The sequence below is a fragment of the Paenibacillus vietnamensis genome, assembly GCF_020169515.1.
Taxonomy (GTDB): Bacteria; Bacillota; Bacilli; order Paenibacillales; family Paenibacillaceae; genus Pristimantibacillus; species Pristimantibacillus vietnamensis.
The window spans coordinates 40623-61999 of sequence record NZ_JAHMHW010000008.1 but is presented as its reverse complement, the minus strand read 5'-3'; the positions used below and the strand labels follow the sequence as shown (position 1 = coordinate 61999).

General features: G+C 54.4%; 18 protein-coding genes and 1 pseudogene. 6 read left to right on the top strand and 13 right to left on the bottom strand.

The window, feature by feature from the left end:
- Positions 1–193: 193 nt before the first annotated feature.
- From KP806_RS16545 to KP806_RS16535, 3 genes are all read left to right on the top strand, one after another.
- Positions 194–1249, top strand: coding sequence for a SepM family pheromone-processing serine protease (locus tag KP806_RS16545; protein WP_224724823.1), 1056 nt, complete (start codon positions 194–196; stop codon positions 1247–1249).
- A 242-nt stretch (positions 1250–1491) separates the two neighbouring features.
- Complete coding sequence (locus KP806_RS16540; RefSeq protein ID WP_224724822.1) at positions 1492–2205, top strand: DNA-binding response regulator; 714 nt, start codon at positions 1492–1494, stop codon at positions 2203–2205.
- Between the two features lie 529 nt (positions 2206–2734).
- The gene (locus tag KP806_RS16535) at positions 2735–5314 is read left to right on the top strand and encodes a beta-propeller domain-containing protein (protein WP_224724821.1); all 2580 of its coding nucleotides are present in this window, start codon (positions 2735–2737) and stop codon (positions 5312–5314) included.
- A gap of 156 nt (positions 5315–5470) precedes the next feature.
- Here the strand turns inward: KP806_RS16535 and KP806_RS16530 are convergent, their stop codons facing one another.
- The 10 genes from KP806_RS16530 to KP806_RS16485 all read right to left on the bottom strand — a co-directional run bounded on the left by KP806_RS16530 (position 5471) and on the right by KP806_RS16485 (position 15814).
- Positions 5471–6346 (bottom strand): ABC transporter ATP-binding protein, encoded by an 876-nt coding sequence (locus KP806_RS16530; RefSeq protein WP_224724820.1) that lies wholly within the window; start codon positions 6344–6346, stop codon positions 5471–5473.
- Positions 6324–7667: an opine metallophore biosynthesis dehydrogenase gene (locus KP806_RS16525; RefSeq protein WP_224724819.1), complete on the bottom strand. Its 1344-nt coding sequence runs from the start codon at positions 7665–7667 to the stop codon at positions 6324–6326. The genes KP806_RS16530 and KP806_RS16525 overlap by 23 nt, the downstream gene beginning before the upstream one ends.
- Positions 7664–8479 carry a nicotianamine synthase family protein gene (locus KP806_RS16520; RefSeq protein ID WP_224724818.1) on the bottom strand — a complete coding sequence of 272 codons (816 nt, stop codon included), beginning with the start codon at positions 8477–8479 and terminating at the stop codon, positions 7664–7666. The genes KP806_RS16525 and KP806_RS16520 overlap by 4 nt, the downstream gene beginning before the upstream one ends.
- The gene (gene cntE, locus KP806_RS16515) at positions 8476–9666 is read right to left on the bottom strand and encodes a staphylopine family metallophore export MFS transporter CntE (protein WP_224724817.1); all 1191 of its coding nucleotides are present in this window, start codon (positions 9664–9666) and stop codon (positions 8476–8478) included. Before cntE ends, KP806_RS16520 begins: the two co-directional genes overlap by 4 nt.
- 20 nt (positions 9667–9686) lie before the next feature.
- Entirely contained in the window at positions 9687–10466 is a 780-nt protein-coding gene (locus tag KP806_RS16510) for an ABC transporter ATP-binding protein (protein ID WP_224724816.1), read from the bottom strand.
- The gene (gene nikC, locus KP806_RS16505) at positions 10463–11311 is read right to left on the bottom strand and encodes a nickel transporter permease (RefSeq protein ID WP_224724815.1); all 849 of its coding nucleotides are present in this window, start codon (positions 11309–11311) and stop codon (positions 10463–10465) included. Before nikC ends, KP806_RS16510 begins: the two co-directional genes overlap by 4 nt.
- Positions 11308–12252 carry a nickel ABC transporter permease gene (gene nikB / locus KP806_RS16500; RefSeq protein ID WP_224724814.1) on the bottom strand — a complete coding sequence of 315 codons (945 nt, stop codon included), beginning with the start codon at positions 12250–12252 and terminating at the stop codon, positions 11308–11310. Before nikB ends, nikC begins: the two co-directional genes overlap by 4 nt.
- A gap of 1 nt (position 12253) precedes the next feature.
- Positions 12254–13840: a nickel ABC transporter substrate-binding protein gene (gene nikA / locus KP806_RS16495; RefSeq protein WP_224724813.1), complete on the bottom strand. Its 1587-nt coding sequence runs from the start codon at positions 13838–13840 to the stop codon at positions 12254–12256.
- Between the two features lie 269 nt (positions 13841–14109).
- Positions 14110–14931, bottom strand: a complete 822-nt coding sequence (locus KP806_RS16490) for a lipase family protein (RefSeq protein ID WP_224724974.1) — start codon at positions 14929–14931, stop codon at positions 14110–14112.
- 64 nt (positions 14932–14995) lie between these two features.
- Entirely contained in the window at positions 14996–15814 is an 819-nt protein-coding gene (locus KP806_RS16485; protein ID WP_224724812.1) for a lipase family protein, read from the bottom strand.
- Positions 15815–16044: 230 nt separating this feature from the next.
- Between KP806_RS16485 and KP806_RS16480 the strand changes: the two genes are divergently transcribed.
- The 3 genes from KP806_RS16480 to KP806_RS16470 all read left to right on the top strand — a co-directional run bounded on the left by KP806_RS16480 (position 16045) and on the right by KP806_RS16470 (position 18569).
- Positions 16045–17016, top strand: coding sequence for an ATP-binding protein (locus tag KP806_RS16480; protein WP_224724811.1), 972 nt, complete (start codon positions 16045–16047; stop codon positions 17014–17016).
- Between the two features lie 24 nt (positions 17017–17040).
- Positions 17041–17916, top strand: a complete 876-nt coding sequence (locus tag KP806_RS16475; RefSeq protein ID WP_224724810.1) for a tetratricopeptide repeat protein — start codon at positions 17041–17043, stop codon at positions 17914–17916.
- 194 nt (positions 17917–18110) lie between these two features.
- Entirely contained in the window at positions 18111–18569 is a 459-nt protein-coding gene (locus KP806_RS16470) for an Lrp/AsnC family transcriptional regulator (protein WP_224724809.1), read from the top strand.
- Between the two features lie 256 nt (positions 18570–18825).
- On the opposite strand, the gene KP806_RS16465 is transcribed toward KP806_RS16470, so the two are convergent.
- The 3 genes and pseudogenes from KP806_RS16465 to pyrE form a co-directional block, all read right to left on the bottom strand.
- Positions 18826–19737 (bottom strand): phosphotransferase, encoded by a 912-nt coding sequence (locus tag KP806_RS16465; RefSeq protein WP_224724808.1) that lies wholly within the window; start codon positions 19735–19737, stop codon positions 18826–18828.
- A 108-nt stretch (positions 19738–19845) separates the two neighbouring features.
- Positions 19846–20493: an aspartate/glutamate racemase family protein gene (locus KP806_RS16460; protein ID WP_224724807.1), complete on the bottom strand. Its 648-nt coding sequence runs from the start codon at positions 20491–20493 to the stop codon at positions 19846–19848.
- Positions 20494–20587: 94 nt separating this feature from the next.
- Positions 20588–21131 (bottom strand): annotated as a pseudogene (gene pyrE / locus KP806_RS16455) (orotate phosphoribosyltransferase).
- Positions 21132–21377: the final 246 nt, after the last annotated feature.

Below are 21377 nucleotides of genomic sequence, written 5' to 3'. Positions count from 1 at the left end.
AAATCTGCCCTCTGCTTCGATTCCTAATGTCCCACGAGGGCACGCCGATCTTTTTCGCTTCTCCGAGCATCCGGTCCCCAATTTCCTGTCCTAATTGTTAGGATTTGTTCTTATTCGTCCCCTCCCGCCGCTCCTTCATCTGCTAAACTGGATATGAACGCACGAGGCTGAAATCGGAAAGAGGACTTTATACATGATCAGATGGACAAGTAACCGCAGCAAAAAAAGATTGCTGACGCTGCTCGTTTTTGTTGTTTTTTTAGGAGCCGTCACTTTAATTCCGTTACCCTACTACATCTATCAACCGGGCACGGTCGAAAATCTGGACAGCTATGTGAAGGTGGAAAACGGGCACCGCTCCGGGCAAGGCAGCTTTAACCTGACGACCATTTACTCGATTGAGGTGAACAATGTACTCACGCTGCTCTATGGGCTTAGCGACAAGGACAGTGAGCTGCGGAGGGCCGAGCAGGTACGCGGCACGCTGTCGGACGGCCAGTACGCTTCATTGCTGGAGCACATGATGCAAACCTCGCAGAACAACGCGATCGCAGCGGCGCTCGAAGAAAACGGCACCCCTGTTCCACTTGCCTATACTGGAGTATTTGTGCAGTCGCTTTATCCGGACTCCAAGGCTGCGGATGTGGTCTTTCCGGGGGATGTTATCGTGGAGACGGACGGGAGGCCTGTCACGCAGCTGAGCGAGATTAGCGATATGATTCGCGGCAAAAAGGCCGGAGACGAGCTGGAGCTTGTCGTCATTCGCGGCGGCGAGAGGGTGCCGGTGACCGCCCAGCTCTATGAAGGCACAAGCGCGGCGGCCAGTGAAGCATCAGGCTCTTCCCCGCGCGTCGGTCTGGTAACCGAAAACCAATATGAGATAAAACCGCCCGTGAACATCGAATACAGCGCTTCGGATGTTGGCGGCCCGTCCGCGGGGCTTATGTTTTCGCTGGAAATCCTGGATCAGCTGAAAGAGGGCGACCTGACCCGCGGCAAGCTGATTGCGGGGACCGGAACCATCAGCGCGGAAGGCCGTGTCGGCCAAATCGGAGGCATTCGCGACAAAGTTATAGCTGCGGCCCGTGCGGGTGTGGAGATCTTTTTTTGCCCGGCCGATGTGCTGGCAACCGACCGCAATGAAAAGGATATTATGGACGAAGCCCGGAAACGGGGCTATGAAATCGCGATCGTACCGGTCAGCACGCTCAGCGATGCGGTTCATTATTTGGAGGGGCTCGAGGGTTAGGCGGGGTGATCAGGGAGTGAAAGCGAATCGTTGCTATCCTTGCTTTACGGATTCCGTGAAGCTCTGTGCCGCCTTCACCCTTGTCGCCCGCTCCCTCTTCGGTGCGTACGTAACGGACACAATGGATGGTGACACTCAGCCCCAAATCGAGTACTATAGCTTTAGGTGAAGCACACCGCTATTCCCCGCGCTTGTCATGGGGGGGTAGCGGTGTTTTTATTTTTGTCGGGGATGGTGGGAGAATGGCTGGTTTAGATCATGCGGGCCACCGCTTAAGCGATGCGGAGCAGGCTTATGCGTCATGGATTAGGAAGCATGAAAAGCTGCGGAAGGCTGAGAGTGCCCGCAGACGGAGACTGCTCGAAAGGGATGATTTTGGAGAAAGGAAGTTTGCGGTGGATGTTTGGTTTCAGGCGGTTGGCCATTTTGAGAATTTGCATCCCGAATATGAAGTGCTTGATTATCGGGACGGCAGCAGATTTGTAGATTTTGCGTATATACGCCCGCCTTATCGCACCTGCATTGAAGTTGACGGTTTTGAACCGCATCAAACGTCAAGAAAGCAATTTAATGACGACCGATTCAGGCAGAACCAGCTGGTATTGGACGACTGGATTGTCCTGCGGTTTTCCTACGACGATATCAGAGATAGACCTCGTCAATGCCAGCAAACGATCCAGCAGCTGCTTGGGAAATATTATGGGAATAAGCGTTACGGCTCGGATCACCTTGGACTTTCTATGAGAGAACGCGAAATCGTTAGATGGGCCAAGCGCCAGGGGATTAATCGAAGCTTTTCTCCCAAAGAGGCGGAGGCGCTGCTCGAGGTAAGCCACTATACTGCCCGTCAATCCTTGCGCCGCCTGCTGCATGCGGGACTGCTGGAGCAAGCAGGCGGAAATCAGCGCATTAGCCGTTATCGCCTTACTTCAAAGGCTGCTCAACTGCATTTGTAATTTGTGAGGCGGCGGTTGCGGTGGGGGGTGAGGCGATTAGCGATAATTTCTATCCCCTTTTCAGCGGGGCAGCTAGTTTTGGCGGAACAACGATAGTTTTTAGCGTTGTTTCAGCCCGACGGCTAATTGGTGAGACGGTGGCGGTGGGCGGTGAGGTGATTAGCGATAATTTCTATCGCTCTTCTCGGCCGGGCAGCTAGGTTTGGCGGAACAACGATAGTTTTTAGCGTTGTTCCAGCCCGACGGCTAATTGGTGAGACGGTGGCGGCGGGAGTTGGGCCGATTAGCGATAATTTCTATCGCTCTTCTCGGCCGGGCAGCTAGTTTTGGCGGAACAACGATAGTTTTTAGCGTTGTTCCACTTCGGCGTCAGTTGGTGCGGCACAGTCGCGGGGCGCGGCTGAGTTGCTAATATTTTTCACATGCTCGCAGCCGGTCCGCAACTATTGGCGCAGACACCTCGTTTAGAAGGGTAACGGGATGGAGAAACGTGAGGGGACTAACCAATAATGATGAGGAGGCGATTCAGATGGGCAAAAAATCGGCAGTTGCTTTGCTATTAGCTATGCTGCTGCTCACAGCCCCCGCTGCGGGAGGAGCGGTCAGCAACGAAGCGGCCGCCCAAGCGGGGATCCGGATTGAAGTGAAGGGCGCAGCACTGTCCCTGCCTTCACCGGCTTTTATCGAGAAGGGAACCACAATTGTCCCTTTAAGGGAAATTGCAGAGGCGCTCGGTGCAACGGTCGACTATCGGAAAGACGGCGACGGCCGGAAAACGGTGACGCTGAAGCGCGAAGAGCGAAGCGCCTCGCTGGCGATCGGATCGGCGACGATGACCGCGAACGGAAAAACCGTGCACTTGGCCGCGACGGCGCGCCTGGTCGGCGGCGTTACGATGGTGCCGCTTCGTGCCATTTCCGAGGCGCTGGGCTCGGTCGTGACATGGGACGGCGTGAAGCGTGTCGTGTCGATCGGCGATCCCGCCGAGCTTCCGGCCGTCGGTTCGGCCGAGAAGCTGCTCGAGCTGTGGCAGACACGCACGGCCCTTTTCGATTTTGGATCAAAAGCCGCAGCCGAGTCGACGCAAGCGGCAGACAGCGGCTCCGCGGCACCTTCGGCCCCGTCTGCGGGCAGTGGCGGAGATTACTCTCAAACGAATGTACAAGTGAACGGCGTAGACGAGGCGGATTGGGCTAAAACCGACGGACGCTTCATTTATCAACTAAGCGGTTCCCGCGTGCTTATTACCGATATTTCCGATCCGGCGAAACCCGCCCTTGCAGCCAAGCTCGACTATGACCAGAAAGCCGGTTTCTACCCGCGGGAATTGTATGTGGACGGCAAACGGCTGATCGTCATCGGAGAACAGCATGAGCAGCTGTCACAAAACCCGCCGGCAGGTACGACGGCTGAAGACAGCGGCTCGGCAGCTTCGAGCGATGGATCCGCCGGCTCCGGACCTTCGGGTACCGTTCCTGACTCAAATAGCCAGGCTGCCTCAGGCGCAAGCTTATCCGGCTCGACAGGAGGCGCTGAAAGCCCAGGGGATACAGCTGTGAGCTCAATTATTGCCGTCGAGGCCGTGCCCCCTGCCGATGCGAAAATGGGAATCTGGATGCCGGTGCCGACACGCTCTACCGTGAAAACGCTGGTCTACGAACTGTCCGAGTCCGGCAAGCCGGCATTGAAACGCGAAACCGAACAGGAAGGCAGCTACATGTCCTCGCGTAAAATCGGCAGCGCCCTATACGTCATCACGAATAAATATAACTATTCATATGGACTGTACGATACGAAAGGCGGCGGCAAAGCCGACAGCGAAGCGTTAGTCCGCTCCGTCGAGCCGGTCTACCGCGACTCCGCGGTGTCCGGCGAGCTTCAGACGCTTCCGCTCGATGACATCCGTTATTTTCCGGAGTCCTCGGACAGCAGCATGCTGCTTGTAGGGGCGCTTGATCTGGACGCGGAACAGCAGCCGCTGCAGGTGTCCGGCTATCTCGGGTCCGGCCAGACCGTCTACGCCTCAGAGAAAAATCTGTACGTTGCCGTTCCCAGCTTCAAAGCTGACGGCAACAGCTATATGCAAGAGACACATATCCATAAATTTCGTCTCGACCAGGGGAACACCGTATATATCGGCTCGGGCTCGGTACCGGGTACGCCGCTTAACCAGTTTTCGATGGATGAGCATCTCGGCTACTTCCGGATTGCGGTCACGAATACCGGCTCGCGTGCCAACGGCGAAGTGACTTCTCTGAACAATCTGTACATCCTGGACGAAAAGCTCGATACGATCGGCAAGCTTGAAGGGCTTGCGCCTGGCGAGCACATTTACTCGGTCCGGTTCATGGGCAGCCGCGCTTACATGGTCACGTTCCGCACCGTAGATCCTCTGTTCGCGATTGACGTCAGCAACCCGGCTAAACCTTCCGTACTCGGGCAGCTGAAAATTCCGGGCTACAGCGATTATCTGCATCCGTACGACGAAAAGCACATCATCGGGTTCGGCAAGGAAACTGTGGAGGTATCTTCCAAAGGAGCGGGACCTGACGAAACGATGGCTTTTTACCAAGGCTTGAAAATCGCACTGTTCGACGTGTCGGACGTCAGCAAGCCGAAGGAAAAGTTCAAAGAAATCATCGGCGACCGCGGCACGCATTCCGAGCTGCTGTATGACCATAAGGCGCTGCTATTCTCAAAAGAAAAAGGGCTGCTCGCGTTCCCGGTAGAGCTTCACGAGATCAAGAGCAAGGAAAAGCCGGAATTCGGCGGCTTCCCTGCTTACGGCGAGTTCACGCACCAAGGCGCTTACGTCTATCGCCTGGATTTGCGGAACGGCTTCCAGCTGCGCGGACGCATTTCGCATCTAAGCGCAGAGGATCTCGCCAAAAGCGGTCAGTACGGCTACGACTATACCAAATCCGTCCGCCGCATTTTGTATGCGGGCAACACGCTTTACACGCTGTCGGACTCGATGCTGAAAGCAAGCGACATGGCGAGCCTGAAGGAGCGGGGCACGCTTCAATACCCGGCACAGCCCGGCGGTAAGGATATCGCTTATCCGGGCGGTCCCGAAGTTATGCCGATGCCAATGCCGGTAGATCGTTAGCGGAATCAAGCGCAATAGCTTGACGGCGTTGAAGTTCCCCGACAGCACAGCTAGCCGGCACAGGGAAATAGAAAGGAAGCAGGCCGGAAATCATCATTTCCCGGCCATTAAACAACACCCCGGTAAAGGCCCATCCTTAACCGGGGTGTTGTTTGTTTACATGCTCTCTGGCCGCGCCCAGCCTTCAGGCATAGGCACGCGGGGACAAGCCTCCAGCAGCTCCCGGGTATAGGGATGGACCGGACGCACTCGAATTTCCGCGGCCGTTCCCGCTTCTACAATCCGCCCCTGCTTCATGACCGCAAGCCGGTCGGCTCTTCGCCATACATGCCTCAAATCATGTGTAATAAACAGCACGGCGCATCCGCTTTCCGCCTGAAGCTCCGTTATTAAATCCATCATCCTCTCGCCTGTCAGCACATCAAGCGCGGTAGTCGGTTCATCCGCAATAAGCAGCGACGGACGCGGCAATAACGCCGCAGCCAAAGCTGCCCGCTGACGCTGACCGCCGCTGAGCTGGAACGGGTAGCTGCCGTACGTTCGCTCCGGGTGCAAGCCTACCCGGTCCAACCAGCCAAGCACGAGCCGCTTCGCTTCCTTTCCCGATAAACGTTTGTGGGTGAGCGCCGTTTCCGCCAGCTGTGCGCCCACTTTCATAAACGGAGTCAGGCTCCCCTGATAATCTTGAAACACCCATCCGATTTCTTTGCCAAGCAGCCGTCTCCTTCTTTTGTCATCCCATTCGTGTACCTGCCGGTTGTGAAAAAACAGTTCCCCGGATGCCTGCAAAGCGTTGGGCAAGATACCGCTGACCGCGGCTGCCGTTAAGCTTTTACCGCTCCCGCTTTCCCCGGCCAGGGCAAGCATTTCGCCTTGTTGGATATCGAACGACACATCCTGAACCAATACGGCGCGCGGCCGATTCCGGCCGGCCGTCTCGATCTTCAAGTTTTTGACGCTCAAAACAACCCCGGACCGTTCGGAATCGCCCCCTTGCCGATGCGGCCGGCTATGTCGTTTTACGAAAAACATGCTTACCCCCCTCTGGATTCACGGTATCAAAAATGGCGTCCGCCTGAGCCTTCGTGTGATCCTCGAACCATTCCGGACGAAACCGGTTTGCGCCTTGCTCTTTGACAAATGCATGCCGTATCCGCTCAAACCGTTCAAGCAGCTCCTGCGATTGCGGCATGCGGACACCTAATCGTTGTCCCAGCTCGAAGAGCAATTTCAGTTTCCGGTAATCCTCAAACGGAATCCGCGGGATCGTCCAGCAGCCGTCCTTGTCCATTGACACCTGCTTGAACGGAACGGCGGAAAAGTCAAAATAGCTGCCCTGCTCATCCGGCTCTGAGAAGGGATCAATCAGCAACGAAGCATACCGGACGTATAACAAATACTCCTGTCTATGCTGCTCCAGATCCGGAAAACGTTCGATCTCTTCTCTGCCGATACTCTGTTCGCACACCGGGTAATTGTCGTCATTAAGAAATTTCAACAAATTCAGCGGCTGAACCTTGAACCGTTTCATTACCCGCGTTATTTCCTTCCACAGCAGCACCATCGTCCGGATCGCAAGAGGCGTGATGGGGCCCTCCGGGTACAGCTTATACATCGATTTTTTGGAGCTGCTGCGGGAAAAAATCTCCTCCAGCGAAAACTCGCTCATGAAAAAGGGAGGGTGTACGTAAGTCGTAATGCTGCGGCTTTCCGCTTCCAGCGGCGAACCGGCGATTATACAATCGACGCCTATCGTTTCCAGCAGCGCTTTTATGGTTTGGCAAGCGGGACTGTGGGGACTTCCGGAGCCTATATAAACTCTGCGCTTCATTCCTTTTACAACCGGCTTTAACATCGACCCCGGATCCGGCGAGAATTTCGATGCGGCATAATAAGTAGAAAAGCTGACTACTTCGATCCGCCCGCTGTCGCCCCCAAGCAGGCTGCGGACCCAGGCGCCCGAGCCTATGCCCGGAGAGAGCAAAATTACCCTTTTGACCTCCCGCAGCTTCTCCAGCCTAAGGCTGACGATGACCTCCGCATACCGGTCGCTAGGGGTGCAAATGACGACGGTATGCCAAATATCGTCCAGCTCCTGGTATCCCTCGTAGAACCGGTCCACCTTGGCAGTACCGGATAAATGCCTTTTTCCTGCCACGCTCACCTCGCAGGCCAAATGGAACTCCCTCTCTTGCAGAGCTTCCTTCACCCGATCCGCATGCCGTCCCTTCCGGTTCAACAAGCCGAGGCGGCCGGACACACGGCTCCAGTCAACCGCGGCGTGAATCCCTGCCGGTCCCGCACCTATAATCAGCGTATTGCCGAAGGGAGTAGCCTCGTAAAAGCCCTTCATCCGCTGCGCACCTCACTCCTGCCGCCCGATTTGGCTTTAAGCATGACCGTATCGTACACGCAATCGCTTCTGCCAAAGGAAGCGGTATGCCAATCGGTGCCAAAGTCCCCGTCCAGCGGATAATTAAAAACCGACTTCAACCCGTGGCCATACCTCAAAATAACCGCTGCGTCCGATCGGATCGCGGGTCTAAACGTCTTCAAAACCTCATGCTTGCTTTCGACTAAAGAAGCGACGATTACATGGGTAGCTTGCTCGGCGAAGGCCAACCCCTCCACATAACTCCCTGAAAATCGCACCCGATCCCGCAAGCCCCCGGCTTCGGCCACCATGCTGCCGATTCGCACCGCTTCTTCGTCAATATCAAGGCATAACACCTCGGCCCCCGTTTCCCGGGCAATGGTCAAAGCGGACAGGGGGAGCGCGCCCGAACCGACAAACAGCACACGGGAGCCGGAATGAAGCTCATAATCGCGAAGCTCCCGTTTTACCGATGCCGAGAGCATCGCCAAATATTCGGTTAAGCTCTCCTTTCGCTCAAGCAGCCGCATCGACTGATGCTTTTCCAGCTCGCAAAGCGCCTGATTGCTCGTGGAACGGAGCTGCTCGCCGTGCCTCCTGATTTCCGGATGCTCCCCCCATCGCTTCCAGACAAGATCGTTTCCTTCGCACATAATATAACGGCAAAGATCATCCAATTTGACTTGCAGCAGTTCGTAGCAGTCCTCGCATTCTTTTGCGTAGCTGCACAAACGGGTAATTTCATAATCAAACGATTGCAAAGCAAGCAGCAGCGAATATTTGCTTTTCATGAATTTCCCTCCGTCCGTTTCATTCGGCTTATCCATGCAGCACAAACGGCGAAAGCGGCCAATACGGCGCATGCCGCGTACATCGTACTGTAAGAGAATTTGTCGGCAACCGGGCCCATCGCCATGCCGCCCATTGCGATGCCGAGGTCGGCTGTCGCAATAAACAATCCGATGAGCACATTCCGCGAGGCAGCCGGAAGCGCAAACGTCAAATAGGAAGTCAATGTCGGGTACAGCAGCGCTTGGGCCAAACCAAGCAGCACCGCCGCAGCATAAAAGAGTACCGGACCCGCAGTCTGCGATAACGACAGCAGCCCTGCACCCGCAGCGGCGAATAAACAGAGGCTGCCGACAAAACGGGGGTGCCACCTTCCATCCGAAGGAATTCGCTTCCCGAGCGTGAAACGCGCGGCCACCACAGTGAACGCCTGAAGCATCAAGTAAAACCCTGCATAGCCATAAGCGATTTGCCGGGCATATAACGGAATGAACGCGGTGACGGCTCCAAACACGGCCGATGCAAGCAGCATCAGCGAGCTGCAGACCAGTAACGGCCGATTGGCCGCGAGCTGTCTAAATCCGCTTCCAATCCCCTCCTGCGCCGCGGGCACCTTTTCCGCCTGCCTCCCGGATTGCATGGGAACGCTGTACCCGAACGTCCCCGTTACGAGCGCAATCATAATCATTGCGAATGTAAAAGCGCTTATGCCTCCCCAGTCCCAAATCCCGATCGCAAGCAGCGGACCTACAATCGTAGGCATGTATGTAAACAGCGAATACATCGATAGCCCTTGAGCGCGCTGCTCCTCCGGCAGCGAGTCGATAATTCCCAGCTGAAGCGACATAGAGAAGAATGCGGTGCAGATCCCCTGAACGACGCGCGCGGCAAAATACCCCTCCAAGCCGGAAAAGGCATACATGACCAGAGCCAAGCCGTTCACGACGAGCAGGCACCGGAGTACGGTAACCGGACCATACTTGCGAATGAGGTGGCCGGCCCACGGCCGGAAAAACATGCAGGTGAACATATAGGCACCCATAATCCATCCGATTTGGCCGTTGCTCGCACCGAGCGCTTCGCTCCGAAGCGGCACGATGACGTTCAGAATCGAATTGGCGCTAAAAAACAAAAACGCAAGCGCATATAAACGAAGAAACGGCATAGAAACAGCTTTGTTCGTTATCATCGGTTACGACCTCCATCCCTCTATTGCGAGGCCATGACGAGCATTTTCGTATAAGCATGCCGCGATGAATTAAACATACAACCGCTTGCAAAACGGTCGACGATCCGCCCGTCCCTCATCACGAGAATCCGGTCGCTCATCTGCATCACCGCAGCGATGTCATGCGAAATAAACAAATAAGACATGCCCAGCTCGCGCTGCAGCCTTTTGAGCAGCTTTAATACTCCCGCTTGAACCGTCACATCAAGGCCGGACGTCGGCTCGTCGCAAATTAGCAGCTTCGGACCGAGGCTGATGCCTCTCGCGAGGCAAACCCGCTGCTGCTGCCCGCCGCTCAGCTCATGCGGATACCGATCCAGCTGCTCCTGCTGAAGCCCGACCATTTCGAACAATTTAGCTGCGCAGGCTTTTCGGCTTTGACGCACGCCGGCAAGGAAGAACGGGCAGACGTCCGGATAGTTATCGAGAGGCTCCATGACGGAACGCCATACAGGCAGCCGGTCGTTCAGCGCGGCGGCCGGGTCCTGAAAGACGACCTGTACTTGCCTTCTTATTTGACGCATAGCGCGGCTGCCGAGAGCCGTTAACGGCTCTCCCTGCCACAGCACCTCGCCCTGATCCGGCTTTTCGAGCGCGAGCAGCAAGCGGCCGACCGTGCTTTTTCCGCTTCCGCTTTCTCCGACAAGTCCGACGCACTCCCCTTCGCCTATCGTGAACGATACCCCCTTCACGGACGGAACAACCGTTTTTCCGTCCCTGTAGCTTCTCACAAGACCTTTCACCGTCAGCAATGGCTTCATCTCAGTCCTCCCCGTTTGTCGAGCCGATCCCTCAGGCCTTCCCCGATCAGATTGAAGCATGCCGCCGCGAGGCAGATCGCGAGACCGGGATACAGCATCAGCTGGGGCTCCGTCTGAAAATACGGCCTTCCCTCATTAAGCATTGCGCCCCATTCCGGCGCAGGCGGCTGGGCGCCCAGCCCCAAATACGACATCATGGAAATGATCAGCATAATTTTGCCGACATCTAGCGCGCCAATGACGAGCACCGGCGATAACACTTGGCGCACCAAGTGGCGGCGAAGCACAGTCCAGGTGCCGCTCCCGGCTGTCTGCGCTGCCTGGATATATTCTTTTTTCCGCTCGGAGAGCACCACGCCGCGCGCCGTACGCGCATAGCCGATCCACTTCACCCAGACGATGGCAACAAGCAGATTGCCGAGGCTCGGGCCGAGAAAGCCGGCCGTCGCGATCGCGACCACAAACTCCGGCAATGCGCCTGCCCCATCCAGTACCCGCATAAGAAAGCTGTCCAGCCGGCCTCCGATATAGCCCGATAACATGCCGAGCGGCACTCCGATCAGCGCCACCGTAACCATAACAAGCAGCGCAACGCCGAGCGTCGATTGCATGCCGAGCAGCAGCCTCGAGAGGACGCAGCGCCCCATATGGTCCGTCCCGAGCGGATAGGTCAGGCTTGGCGGCTGAAGCCGGTCCGCCATTTGCACCACCAGCGGGTCGTGAGGCGCAAGCCACGGCGCGGCGAGCATAAGGGCGATAAGGAAAGCTAACGCGGTTGCACCGAGCATTACGAACGGTCCCGGGGCAATCGCACTCTTCCACAAGGTATGGCAGATCCTGATCATTGCAGGTCCCCCTTTCCAAAGCTGATTCGCGGGTCAAGCAGCCCGTAACAGACATCCACCACTAGATTAACGATGATGACAAAAGCGCCTGTCAGCAGCACATAGCCCTGGATAACGGGATAGTCCCGCTGAAATACGGCGTCTACGGCCAAACTTCCAATGCCCGGCCAGGCATAAAGCATTTCAACGACAACGCTGCCTGCCAGCATGCTGCCTAAGCTCATTCCGAACACGGCCAGCATCGGCAGCAGCGCGGGGCGCAGCGCATGCAAGAGTACAACGCGCCATCCGGCGATCCCTCTCGCTCTGGCTGCCCGGATATAGGGCTGTGCCAGACTGTCCAGCAACCCGCTGCGGAGCAGACGGGAGTACACGGCTGCAAGAGCGAATCCCAAAGTGACGGAGGGCAAAATCATATGCCGGATACCGCCTGTTCCCATCGTCGGAAGCCAGCCGAGCCGGTACGACAAAAAATAAATAAGCAGCAGGCCAAGCAAAAAATTCGGAATCGAAGCGCCTAGCAAAGCGAAAATCCGGCAGAGGTGATCCGGCCAGCGCCCCGGATACCGCGCCGCAAGCAGCCCAAGCGGAATAGCCAGCGCCAGCATGACGACGATCGCGCCTGCCGTCAGCTGCAGAGTCAGCGGCAGGCGGCTGCTAAGAAGCGTCAGCACCGGCGTTCCGTTCACGTAGGAGCTGCCCAGATCGAGCTTGAGCACCCGAAGCAGCCATTCGCCATACTGCAGCAGGAAGGGTTTATTGAAGCCGAGCTTCTCCCTCACGGCTTCTTCATCCGCCTGCGTCACGGCCACCTCGTCAATCCGCAGAATGGACAGCACGGGGTCCCCGGGCGCAAGCTTCATCAGCACAAAGGTAATGACGGACAGACCGAACAGCACGATGACCAGCTGGAGCAGTCTTCTTCGGACAAGGACGAGCATGCTACTTCACATCCAGCTTGTTCGTCACGATGTAATATTCCTCCGGTCCCGGCGTCCAGCCGGTGACCCGCCGGTTGACGCCTACGATCAGGTTCGGATAAACCGCATAGGCGTGAGGAACCTCCCGCTTCACGATATCGGCGGCCTGCCTGGTCCATTCGATCCTTTTCGCCATGTCGCTCGTCCGGTTTAATTCATCCAGCGTATCCTCCAAACCGTTCACCCGGATATTGGCGGGATTGATCGAGCCGCCGGGCGTCAGCGCCGCATTCAGAAAGTAACCGCCGTCGCCGCGTGGAGACGACAAAATCGCGTAAGTGGCCATATCCCACTGTTTGTTTTCCCTCAAATACACATCCGCGTTTTCGGCCACGTTGATTTTAAGCGTAACTCCGGCCTTGGCCGCATCCGCCTGAAGAAGCTGGGCGATGAGCGGTAGCTCCGGCCTGCCTTTGTAGGTAACGACCTCCAGCGTCAGCGGTTTGCCGTCCCGGTAAAGCTTGCCGTCTTTTTCCTCCTTGTAGCCCGCTTCGACGAGCAGCCGTTTGGCTTCTTCAATCTGAATAGGCTGGGCACTCTCCCTGCTTCCGAACGGCAGGCCTGCATGGAAAGGACCGCTGGCCGCGGTGCCGTGGCCCAGCATAATGTCATTCACGATGCTTTCCCGGTTCAGCAGCAGATCGAACGCTTTTCTCACCCGGATATCCTTCATGGCCGGTTTCTGCTGATTGAACATGAGCAGGTAGACGCGAAGCCCGGCAAGCGATTCCACCCGGAGCTCCGGTTCGCTCTCGACGGCCGTGATCGTCTCGGCCGGCAGCTGGTACACGATATCGGCCTCCCCCGCTTGCAGCGCGAGCGCGCGGACATTGCCGTCTTCATTGAATTTGTAGACCACCTCATCCAGCGGGGCCGCTCCGTCCCAGTACCCCTCGAATCGCTGCAGCACGATTTCAACGTTTGGCGTAAATTTAACCGCCGTATAAGGTCCCGTACCGACGGGCGAGAGAGGAATGGCCTGCTCTCCCGGCTTTCTTTTGGCAGCGGCGTGTATAATGGACGTATAGGGATTCACAAGCTCCGACGGAAGCGCAGGGTACGGTTCAGAGGTGACGATCGTCAGCTCTTGTCCGGAAGCGTCCATCCGGGAGATCTTCAACGATACGGCCAGCGCTTCGCTTGCCTTCATAGCGTCCTCAAGCGACGCCTTCACCGCGGCCGCGTCCAGCTTGGCGCCATCGTGGAACGTGATGCCCTCGCGGATCCGGAACCGCCAAGTGGTATCATCCACCGCTTCCCAGCCTTCCGCCAGCCAGGGTGTAATCTCCATCTTCTCGTTCAGCCGCGTCAGCGTTTCCGTAATGCCGGCACGCAGCGGCTCCCAGCTCTTTCGGGGATCGAGGGAATCCGCCTTCAGGTTCCGGATGACCGTTACTTTTTTGACCGGGCTCACGGCTTCGGCCTCTTCGCCGGACGGCTCCACCGCGGCATTGCTGCTGCAGCCGGCTGCAAGGCTCGCCAGTAAAATAAGGACGACGGCTTGCAGCCCAATAACTTTCTTTGATTTCCTTGTATGGAAATACAGCATGATCAGTCTCCTTTTTATGATGTGAATTAAGTGTAATTATTACGATTAACGGACGGGATGAATGGAGTTCGCCACCCCCACTGGCATGCGTTCACCTTCTTTCTTTTGCGATTACCGAAAGCTGCACAAAGGAAGTTATGCTCCACAGCGTGCATTCACTTCAGATGACTTATTAATAGTAACGTTTACGATTTAAGATTATAAAGACTCCCCCTTTTTCTGTCAATATGAAAATATAAGCCGGGGAGCCGGGCAACGAGTACATTCACTTAAGGTCTGCATTCTCCATTAAACGGAACACACATCCCTGTATCAGGACAAAATCCCGGATTTTGATGACATAATGCTTGGGTAAAACCGGGGTTTAGCTGGCTGAGATTTTTAAAATAACACACAATTTCATGATTACGGACCGCCAGGCTGTTTAGCTGAAAATTGAGCGGATACTCCTTGTCTACATGCTGATAGAATAATCCATTCTTAGTGAACGGAGGCGGATACGCCTGGTCCGGCAAAGTAGGAATAATGTCATGAACATTGAAGATTCGAATACTATTCTGAACCCGTTGGTTGAAGCGGGAAACAAAATCAGGGTCCCCGACGCGCGGACTGCCGTACGTGTACACAATGGGATTCCGAAACGGGGTATTGACTGCAATATCATAAGCGGCTAACGCCGCCAAACCTCCTCCCAAGCTATGGCCCGCGACCATTAGTCTTTTTGCCGGAGATAGCTTGAACAATTGTGTAAGGAACTCGTTTCTTGCCGAATGATAAATACAGGTAAATCCCCGATGGGTTTTTCCTGCCTCTTTGACATAGGGATAAGCGATTTGGTATAAATCCTGGTCCGACTCATTGTCGTTAAACGTTCGTGTGCCCCTAAAAGCCACAACAATCGTATCCTTCGACTCCGCAATAAATCCGAATACTTCAGCCTCCGGCCGCTCCACGCCTGCCAAAGCCCGAATGGCGTATTGAAGGTTAAAGCCCTTCGGCAAGCTTAGCGTCCCCTCCTCAAAAAGCTGATACGACTGATGAATCATGGCCGCGAGCACGATTGCATCTTCATTGTTAAACCTATCCTTCATGCTTGAGATATTCATAGAAGCAGCTCCTTTTTTATATGCAGGGCTTCAGGCTTCGGCACGTTCCTTAAAACGGAAAACACTTCGCGGTATCGGGGCAAAAACCCGGATTTTTGCTGCATAACTCTTTGGAGAAACGAAGGTTTTGTTTGCTGAGGCTTTTGAAATAGCAGCCAATTTCATTATTCCGGGTCGTATTATTCAGCTGAAAAGCGACCGGATACTTCGTATTGACATGCCGATAGACCAACCCTTCCTTAGTGAAAGGAGGAGGATACACCCGGGCCGGGAAAGTAGGATAGGAATCGTGAATATTGACGATCCGAAAGCTGTTTTTGACCACTTGATCGAACCGGGAAGCAAAGTCGTGGTCTCCGACACGCGGACTTCCATACGTATAGACGAAGGGATGTTTGAACCCGGTGTTTACAGCAATATCTAACGCCGCCAACTCAGCTAACGCCCCGCCGTAATTGTGACCGGTAATAAACAGCTTTTTTGTCGCAGGCAGCTTGTTTAGTTCTTTGAAGAAGTTGTTGCGGGTCGATTGATAAAGGCAAGTAAATCCGCGCGAGGTTTTTCCTCCGGCTTTTACAAAAGAATACGGTACCTGAAGGATGTCATAGGCTGCTAAAAGGTCAGCAGGATACGCGGCGTATCCTCTAAAGGCTACAACGATTCGATTTTTTGACTCCGCTATAAATCCAAATACTAACTCTGTCGGATTCTCCGCGTCGGCGAAAGCACGGATCGTGTATACTAGCTCAAAGCCTTTCGGCAAAACAACCTTTCCCTCCGAATATAACGGATAGGTCTGATAACTCATAGCCGCAAGCCATATGGCCGTCTTACTATTAAAAGCACCAAACTCGCTTGATAAATCCATATGAACGATTCCTTTCGTGATCCTCGGGGCTGACGCAGACGGAACGGGGCACAATCCGTTTCGCCTACCTCCTTTGAGTATATGCCCAGTCAATAAAATGGTGCCTTCTCCGGCCGCTGCAACGACGAAAGCTTATCATGTTTTCCGTTTAATCATTAGAGGATTTTATAGATCATTTCCATTCCGGATTTGGTACACTAATAGAAAAACGCGTTTAAAGGAGGAGCTCCATGACCGATCGCAACGACCAGGACCGGGACGATTTGGCGGAACGCCGGCGCAACAAGCTTAAGCTGCTTCATTTCGACAAGGACGGCAAGCATTTGGTAGAGTCCGAGAAGCCTGCGGAAACCTTCGCCGATGTAGGCGGATTGGAAGACGTGAAGAAAAAAATTCGGATGAACTTCATTTTGCCGTTGAAGCAGCCCGAATTGTTCGCCGCATACGGCAAGGAAGCGGGAGGAAGCTTGCTGCTGTACGGCCCGCCGGGATGCGGCAAAACGTTTCTGGCAAGGGCGGTCGCCGGTGAAATCCAAGCGAACTTCATGCATATCGAGCTGCAGGCCATCCTCGGCATGTACGTAGGTCAAAGCGAGAACAACCTGCATGATATTTTCGAGAAAGCCCGGGAGAATAAGCCTTGCGTTATTTTCATAGACGAGCTGGACGCCATGGGCGGCAGCCGCAATCAGATGCGCCAGCATCACGACCGCGTTCTCGTCAACCAGCTGCTGATGGAGCTCGACGGGCTCCGCGCTTCCAACGATCAGGTATTCGTCATTGGCGCAACCAACACGCCGTGGTATCTGGATTCTGCGCTGCGCAGACCGGGGCGCTTCAATCATATGATTTTTGTCCCGCCTCCGGAAGAGAACGAGCGGTCGACGATTCTGCAGCTCAAGCTGGACGGCAAGCCGCTGGGCCGGCTGGATCTGGCCAAGATCGCCAAGGAAACCAGACACTTCTCCGGTGCGGATCTGGAGCAGATCGTCAAGGACGCCGTCGAGAGCGCATTGGAGAAGGCTTATGAAACCGGCGATATTCAGCCTATCTCCCAGGATGACCTTCGTAAAGCTGCTAAACAGCGGAAGGCGACGACGCTCGACTGGTTCGCAACCGCCAAAAATTACGCTACCTTTAGCGACGTGAATCAGGATTTTCAAATTGTGCTCGAATATATGAAAACGAACGGGATCAAATAAGAGAGAAAAGAGGCAGACGGCGCCATGCGAGAAACCGAAGCGAACAGCCAGCGGTACAGCCGAATCTATCAGCTGATGCAGTGGAGAAAATATAAAGAAGCGTCCGAGGAAGCGATGAAGCTCATCCGCGAAGAGCCGGAGGAACCGGACGCCTTTGCGCTGATGGGACATATCTCGCTTCGAATGAGCAACTGCGGGCAGGCGCTGCACTGGTCCGATGAAGCGCTCCGGCGCGATCCCGAGCACAGCCTGGCCTGGTTCGTGCGGACGAACGCCTACTACGACATGCAGAACTGGCCCGCGGCCAAGGAGGCGATCGGGCACGCTCAGCGCTTCGATCCGTACGAACCGCACTATTATTTTCTGCTGTCCAACATCAGCAACCGGAACGGCAAATTCGCGGAAGCGAAGGAATATTTGCTGAAGGGACTGGACATCGCTCCCGAGAATGCGCTTTATCTCGCCAATTTGAGCTATATCGAAGCGCTGCTGCGAAACAAGGCGGAGTCGAAGCTGCTGTCCGCGGAGGCGCTTCGGCTCGGGACCGAGGAGGATCATGTCTACCTCTACCTGGCCTGGGCCGCGGAGCAGCGGGGCGAATATGACGAAGGCATGAACTTGCTCAAAGACGCCATCCGGCTCGATCCGGACAACAAGCAAATCCGCGAGGAATTTTTGGAGGCGTTGCAGAAGAGCTACAAGCTCTACCGCATATTGCTTTGGCCCGGCAAGCAGCTCAGAAAAATGAAACCCTGGCAGGTGCTCATTTGTTGGATCGTACTGTGGCTCGTTTTTCGGCCGTTCGTCCTCGTCTTTATCATTCTATACGGCATCACCCACTGGGTAACGAAGCTGCTCGTTCACGTCAAAGTTTTCGGATGGACGCGCAGGCGCTCTTAACCAACGTTAACTCCAAAAGCTGGCCAAAGGCAGAATACCTGCCCTGCAGGCCGGCTTTTTTTGTATTCCTCAGCACGATCTTCCCGCCTCATCGCATTTTTATGTCACATTTTTGAAAAATCAGCTAAATCTATTGTGAATTCCCATAACTAATGTTAACTTATATGACATAAAGCTTGTTTGGGGGAGAGTTCATGTTATTGCCTCATTTGGACCCGACGGATCAAAAGATCGTGAAGCTGCTGCACGAGAACGGAAGAATGCCTTACGCCAAAATCGGGGAACAACTGAACCTGTCGAGGGTCGCCATACAAAAGCGCGTCGAATCGCTCGTCGGTGACGGGGTTATCGAGAGCTTCACTATCCGGCTGAATACACCTAATTCGGGAAAAGGCATGGCCGTATTTTTCGAAGTGGAGGTGGAGCCCCGGTTTGTCGAGCAGGTCGGGCACCGGCTTTCCGAGGAGCCAGAGGTGTTCAGCATCTGCCAGATGACCGGCCCGAGCACGCTGCATATGCATGCCCTGCTGCAGGATGATAAGGCGCTGGAGCTTTTTTTGTTCAAAAAAATCTATGCGCTCGAAGGAATCGTCAGCGTCAAGACGCATATGGTCATCAAACGCTTCAAGCAAGGCGCCGCGTTGGAGCTTTAATAGCCTGCCTTGGGGAGGCTGGCGCGGTCGCAGGCCGACACCGAATCCGCTATTTTCGCTCCAAAACGGCTATTTTCGAATTTCGCGGACACTGTTTCCTTTATCGGTGCCTTTTTGCCCTCCAACAGCACGATTTACGGCGAATAAAGGATCCACTGTGAACAACATAGTCTTTTTTGAGCTATTTTGCGACAATAACGGTTCGTCAGTCCGGCGGGACATCTTCGACATCACGGGACAACGGTCCGCCTGAACATCAAACCATCCTTCTCCCCACCACCAGATCCAACTGGCGCAAAAACGGTCCCGCAATCTCCAGCTGCCTTGACGCAAACGCCATATCCCCATGCCCTCGCAGCGCAAAATCCAAATTACCGATTGTAGACATCAATATACGCGCAGCGACAGCTGCCCCAAAAGCACCCCGGTCATGAACAATGCCGGATTCCTCCAGAACATACTTGAAAGCAGGCTCCTCCACTCCGCCGAATAAGGCAAGGTTGCTCACGTAGGAAGCAAGGTCCCAGTAAGCGGGCATAAGCGATACATCCTCAAAGTCCATCCACAGCCAACCATCGCGGCCAGCTAGCAGGTTCCCTGAATGAGCGTCGCCGTGGCAGGGGATGAGCCGTCCCGATTCATGCCGTATATAATGATCTACCCTCCGGAATTCCTCCAGCAATGCACGTATGCGTGCATCATCGGATTCCCTAAGTCTCTCAGCCGATTCGCATGCCCTCTCCCACACGCCAAGCCTCGGAGCCTCCCCGCCAAAGTCCTGCATTGCGTTTGAAAGTCCATTCACCAGTTCAGCAGCTTCTTTAGGCGAAGGCGGCTTCAATGGCGAGGAGGAAACATAGTTCCAAAACGTCATCCAAATCCCGTCTGCCCCATACGGTCCTGCACCTGGTAATTCGGCCGGCTGCAGCGCCGGCACGCCCTTGGCCTGGAGATGACGCGCAACCCTGAGCTCTCGTTCCAGCACCTTGTATGCATGATCCGAATTGTTTTTGGAATGAACGATGGCTGCTCTCGCAACAATCGGGTATGGAGCCATATGGACAATCAGATTTCCCCCATCGCTAAGGACACTCGGCTGGACTCCGGTTAACCCGGTTTTCCCGGCAGCAGACACCACCTGCGATATAACATGATCTTTCCCTGGCATGCAGCAGCTCCTTTGAAAAAAGTGATACCCTATTGTAGCACCGCCGCCCGCAAGCCGCGTAGGTAATAAACGGTTCATAACGAAAAAATCCAATTCATGAACAAAAGGTTACCTAAACGAAGCGGCCAATGTTTTCAAGGGATTTCCGATTTCTACTCCCATTTCTCGCTCGACGATCTCCGCCGCATCCGCCATAGACAGTTGGGCGACGGAGATCTTTACACGCTCATCATTTGAGAGCAAGGTTTTTATACCGCTCGCTACTTCATTTTTGTATTGCTCCTTTTTCCCTTGCATGATTAACTCAAATGTATGATCGATGACACGTGGATGGATATCGTTCAACGTTAACCCTTGTTCGGCCGCATAAGTATAGAGCCTATTCATTGTACCCTCTACCGTTGCCGGATTCGTAAACAGAATAACTTGCGGCTCGTTAATCCTGCAGACATGATGAAAGAAAGGCTCATCGATTTTTATAATCGGGATTGCTGCTGCCAAGCGATCTTCATCAAGAAGGGCGATGTAATTCGTACATGTAATGAGGAGAGCATCGACATCCGGTTGCGTCATCCATCGAATTTGTTCAATAACCTTTTCACAAGCTTGGGAACGGTCAAATTGTGTACTGGACATCATTCTGCCCATCAACCCGGGATCCACATAATGCACCAAATCCACTTTGCTTGCGTCGACAGCCTTCTGAATATACTCAATATTGGAATAGTGGGCGTGCAAACAAGCGATTTTATTCAACGCTAATCCTCCTTTTTCTCTAAAAATGAATGAAGACTGCCGCCCGGCAGTCTCTGTCAAATTCAATTCAGATATCGGCTGCTTCAAGCATCCGTTACGAATTGGCTTCCTTTACGCTCGCAGCCAGAAGCTCTTCCATCTTGAACAGCGAACAGAACTCCAAGCCCGCAGCTTCGAGATTATCCCTGCCTTTCGAATCCCTTTCGATTACGCTAAGAACATCCCTTACATCCGCGCCATATCGTTTTAAATCTTCGACGCTGAGCAAAATCTGTCCGCCGGTCGTCACGACATCCTCGATTACGCAAACCTTTTTCCCCGCAATGTCCACGCCTTCCGCAAGCTTGCAAGTACCGTATTCCTTTGCTTTTTTTTCTAACGAAAACAACCGGTATTCCGGTCTTCAAAGAAAGAGCCGTTGCGATCGGCACGCCGCCCATCTCCAGACCCGCCAATATTTCGGTGCCCTGCGGGAGGAATTCGGATAGGCGCTCCGCTATCTCCTTCAACAACACCGGATTGGACTCGAACAGGTATTTATCGAAGTACTGATCGGAAACTTGTCCGGACCTCAGCTTGAAGCTACCGGTTAAATGTGCCGTCTCATAAATTTTCCTTGCCAGTTCAGCTTTTTCCATTATCCACCTCGAAAATTTTCTTTCCAGTTTACCATAAACTTACTTTCCCGACACCACAAAAAAGAAGCCGTCACATCGATCATCCTCAGACCGTGGACAGCTCCTCTTCCCGCTATTCTAAAACGTTATTCAAACGCGTAACCGTTGATTTTAGATGAACATTTACAGGTCACTCAAATGGGCAGTATTGGAGCGGTATGTCACTCTGCTGCATTCTATACAGCAGAATAGGTATAAGCGGCGGCC

Bases quoted from the DNA above. Each gene is read 5' to 3' on its own strand.
- KP806_RS16545 (WP_224724823.1), top strand. From the start codon at position 194: ATGATCAGATGGACAAGTAACCGCAGCAAAAAAAGATTGCTGACGCTG.
- KP806_RS16540 (WP_224724822.1), top strand. From the start codon at position 1,492: ATGGCTGGTTTAGATCATGCGGGCCACCGCTTAAGCGATGCGGAGCAG.
- KP806_RS16535 (WP_224724821.1), top strand. From the start codon at position 2,735: ATGGGCAAAAAATCGGCAGTTGCTTTGCTATTAGCTATGCTGCTGCTC.
- KP806_RS16530 (WP_224724820.1), bottom strand. From the start codon at position 6,346: ATGTTTTTCGTAAAACGACATAGCCGGCCGCATCGGCAAGGGGGCGAT.
- KP806_RS16525 (WP_224724819.1), bottom strand. From the start codon at position 7,667: ATGAAGGGCTTTTACGAGGCTACTCCCTTCGGCAATACGCTGATTATA.
- KP806_RS16520 (WP_224724818.1), bottom strand. From the start codon at position 8,479: ATGAAAAGCAAATATTCGCTGCTGCTTGCTTTGCAATCGTTTGATTAT.
- cntE (WP_224724817.1), bottom strand. From the start codon at position 9,666: ATGATAACGAACAAAGCTGTTTCTATGCCGTTTCTTCGTTTATATGCG.
- KP806_RS16510 (WP_224724816.1), bottom strand. From the start codon at position 10,466: ATGAAGCCATTGCTGACGGTGAAAGGTCTTGTGAGAAGCTACAGGGAC.
- nikC (WP_224724815.1), bottom strand. From the start codon at position 11,311: ATGATCAGGATCTGCCATACCTTGTGGAAGAGTGCGATTGCCCCGGGA.
- nikB (WP_224724814.1), bottom strand. From the start codon at position 12,252: ATGCTCGTCCTTGTCCGAAGAAGACTGCTCCAGCTGGTCATCGTGCTG.
- nikA (WP_224724813.1), bottom strand. From the start codon at position 13,840: ATGCTGTATTTCCATACAAGGAAATCAAAGAAAGTTATTGGGCTGCAA.
- KP806_RS16490 (WP_224724974.1), bottom strand. From the start codon at position 14,931: ATGAAGGATAGGTTTAACAATGAAGATGCAATCGTGCTCGCGGCCATG.
- KP806_RS16485 (WP_224724812.1), bottom strand. From the start codon at position 15,814: ATGGATTTATCAAGCGAGTTTGGTGCTTTTAATAGTAAGACGGCCATA.
- KP806_RS16480 (WP_224724811.1), top strand. From the start codon at position 16,045: ATGACCGATCGCAACGACCAGGACCGGGACGATTTGGCGGAACGCCGG.
- KP806_RS16475 (WP_224724810.1), top strand. From the start codon at position 17,041: ATGCGAGAAACCGAAGCGAACAGCCAGCGGTACAGCCGAATCTATCAG.
- KP806_RS16470 (WP_224724809.1), top strand. From the start codon at position 18,111: ATGTTATTGCCTCATTTGGACCCGACGGATCAAAAGATCGTGAAGCTG.
- KP806_RS16465 (WP_224724808.1), bottom strand. From the start codon at position 19,737: ATGCCAGGGAAAGATCATGTTATATCGCAGGTGGTGTCTGCTGCCGGG.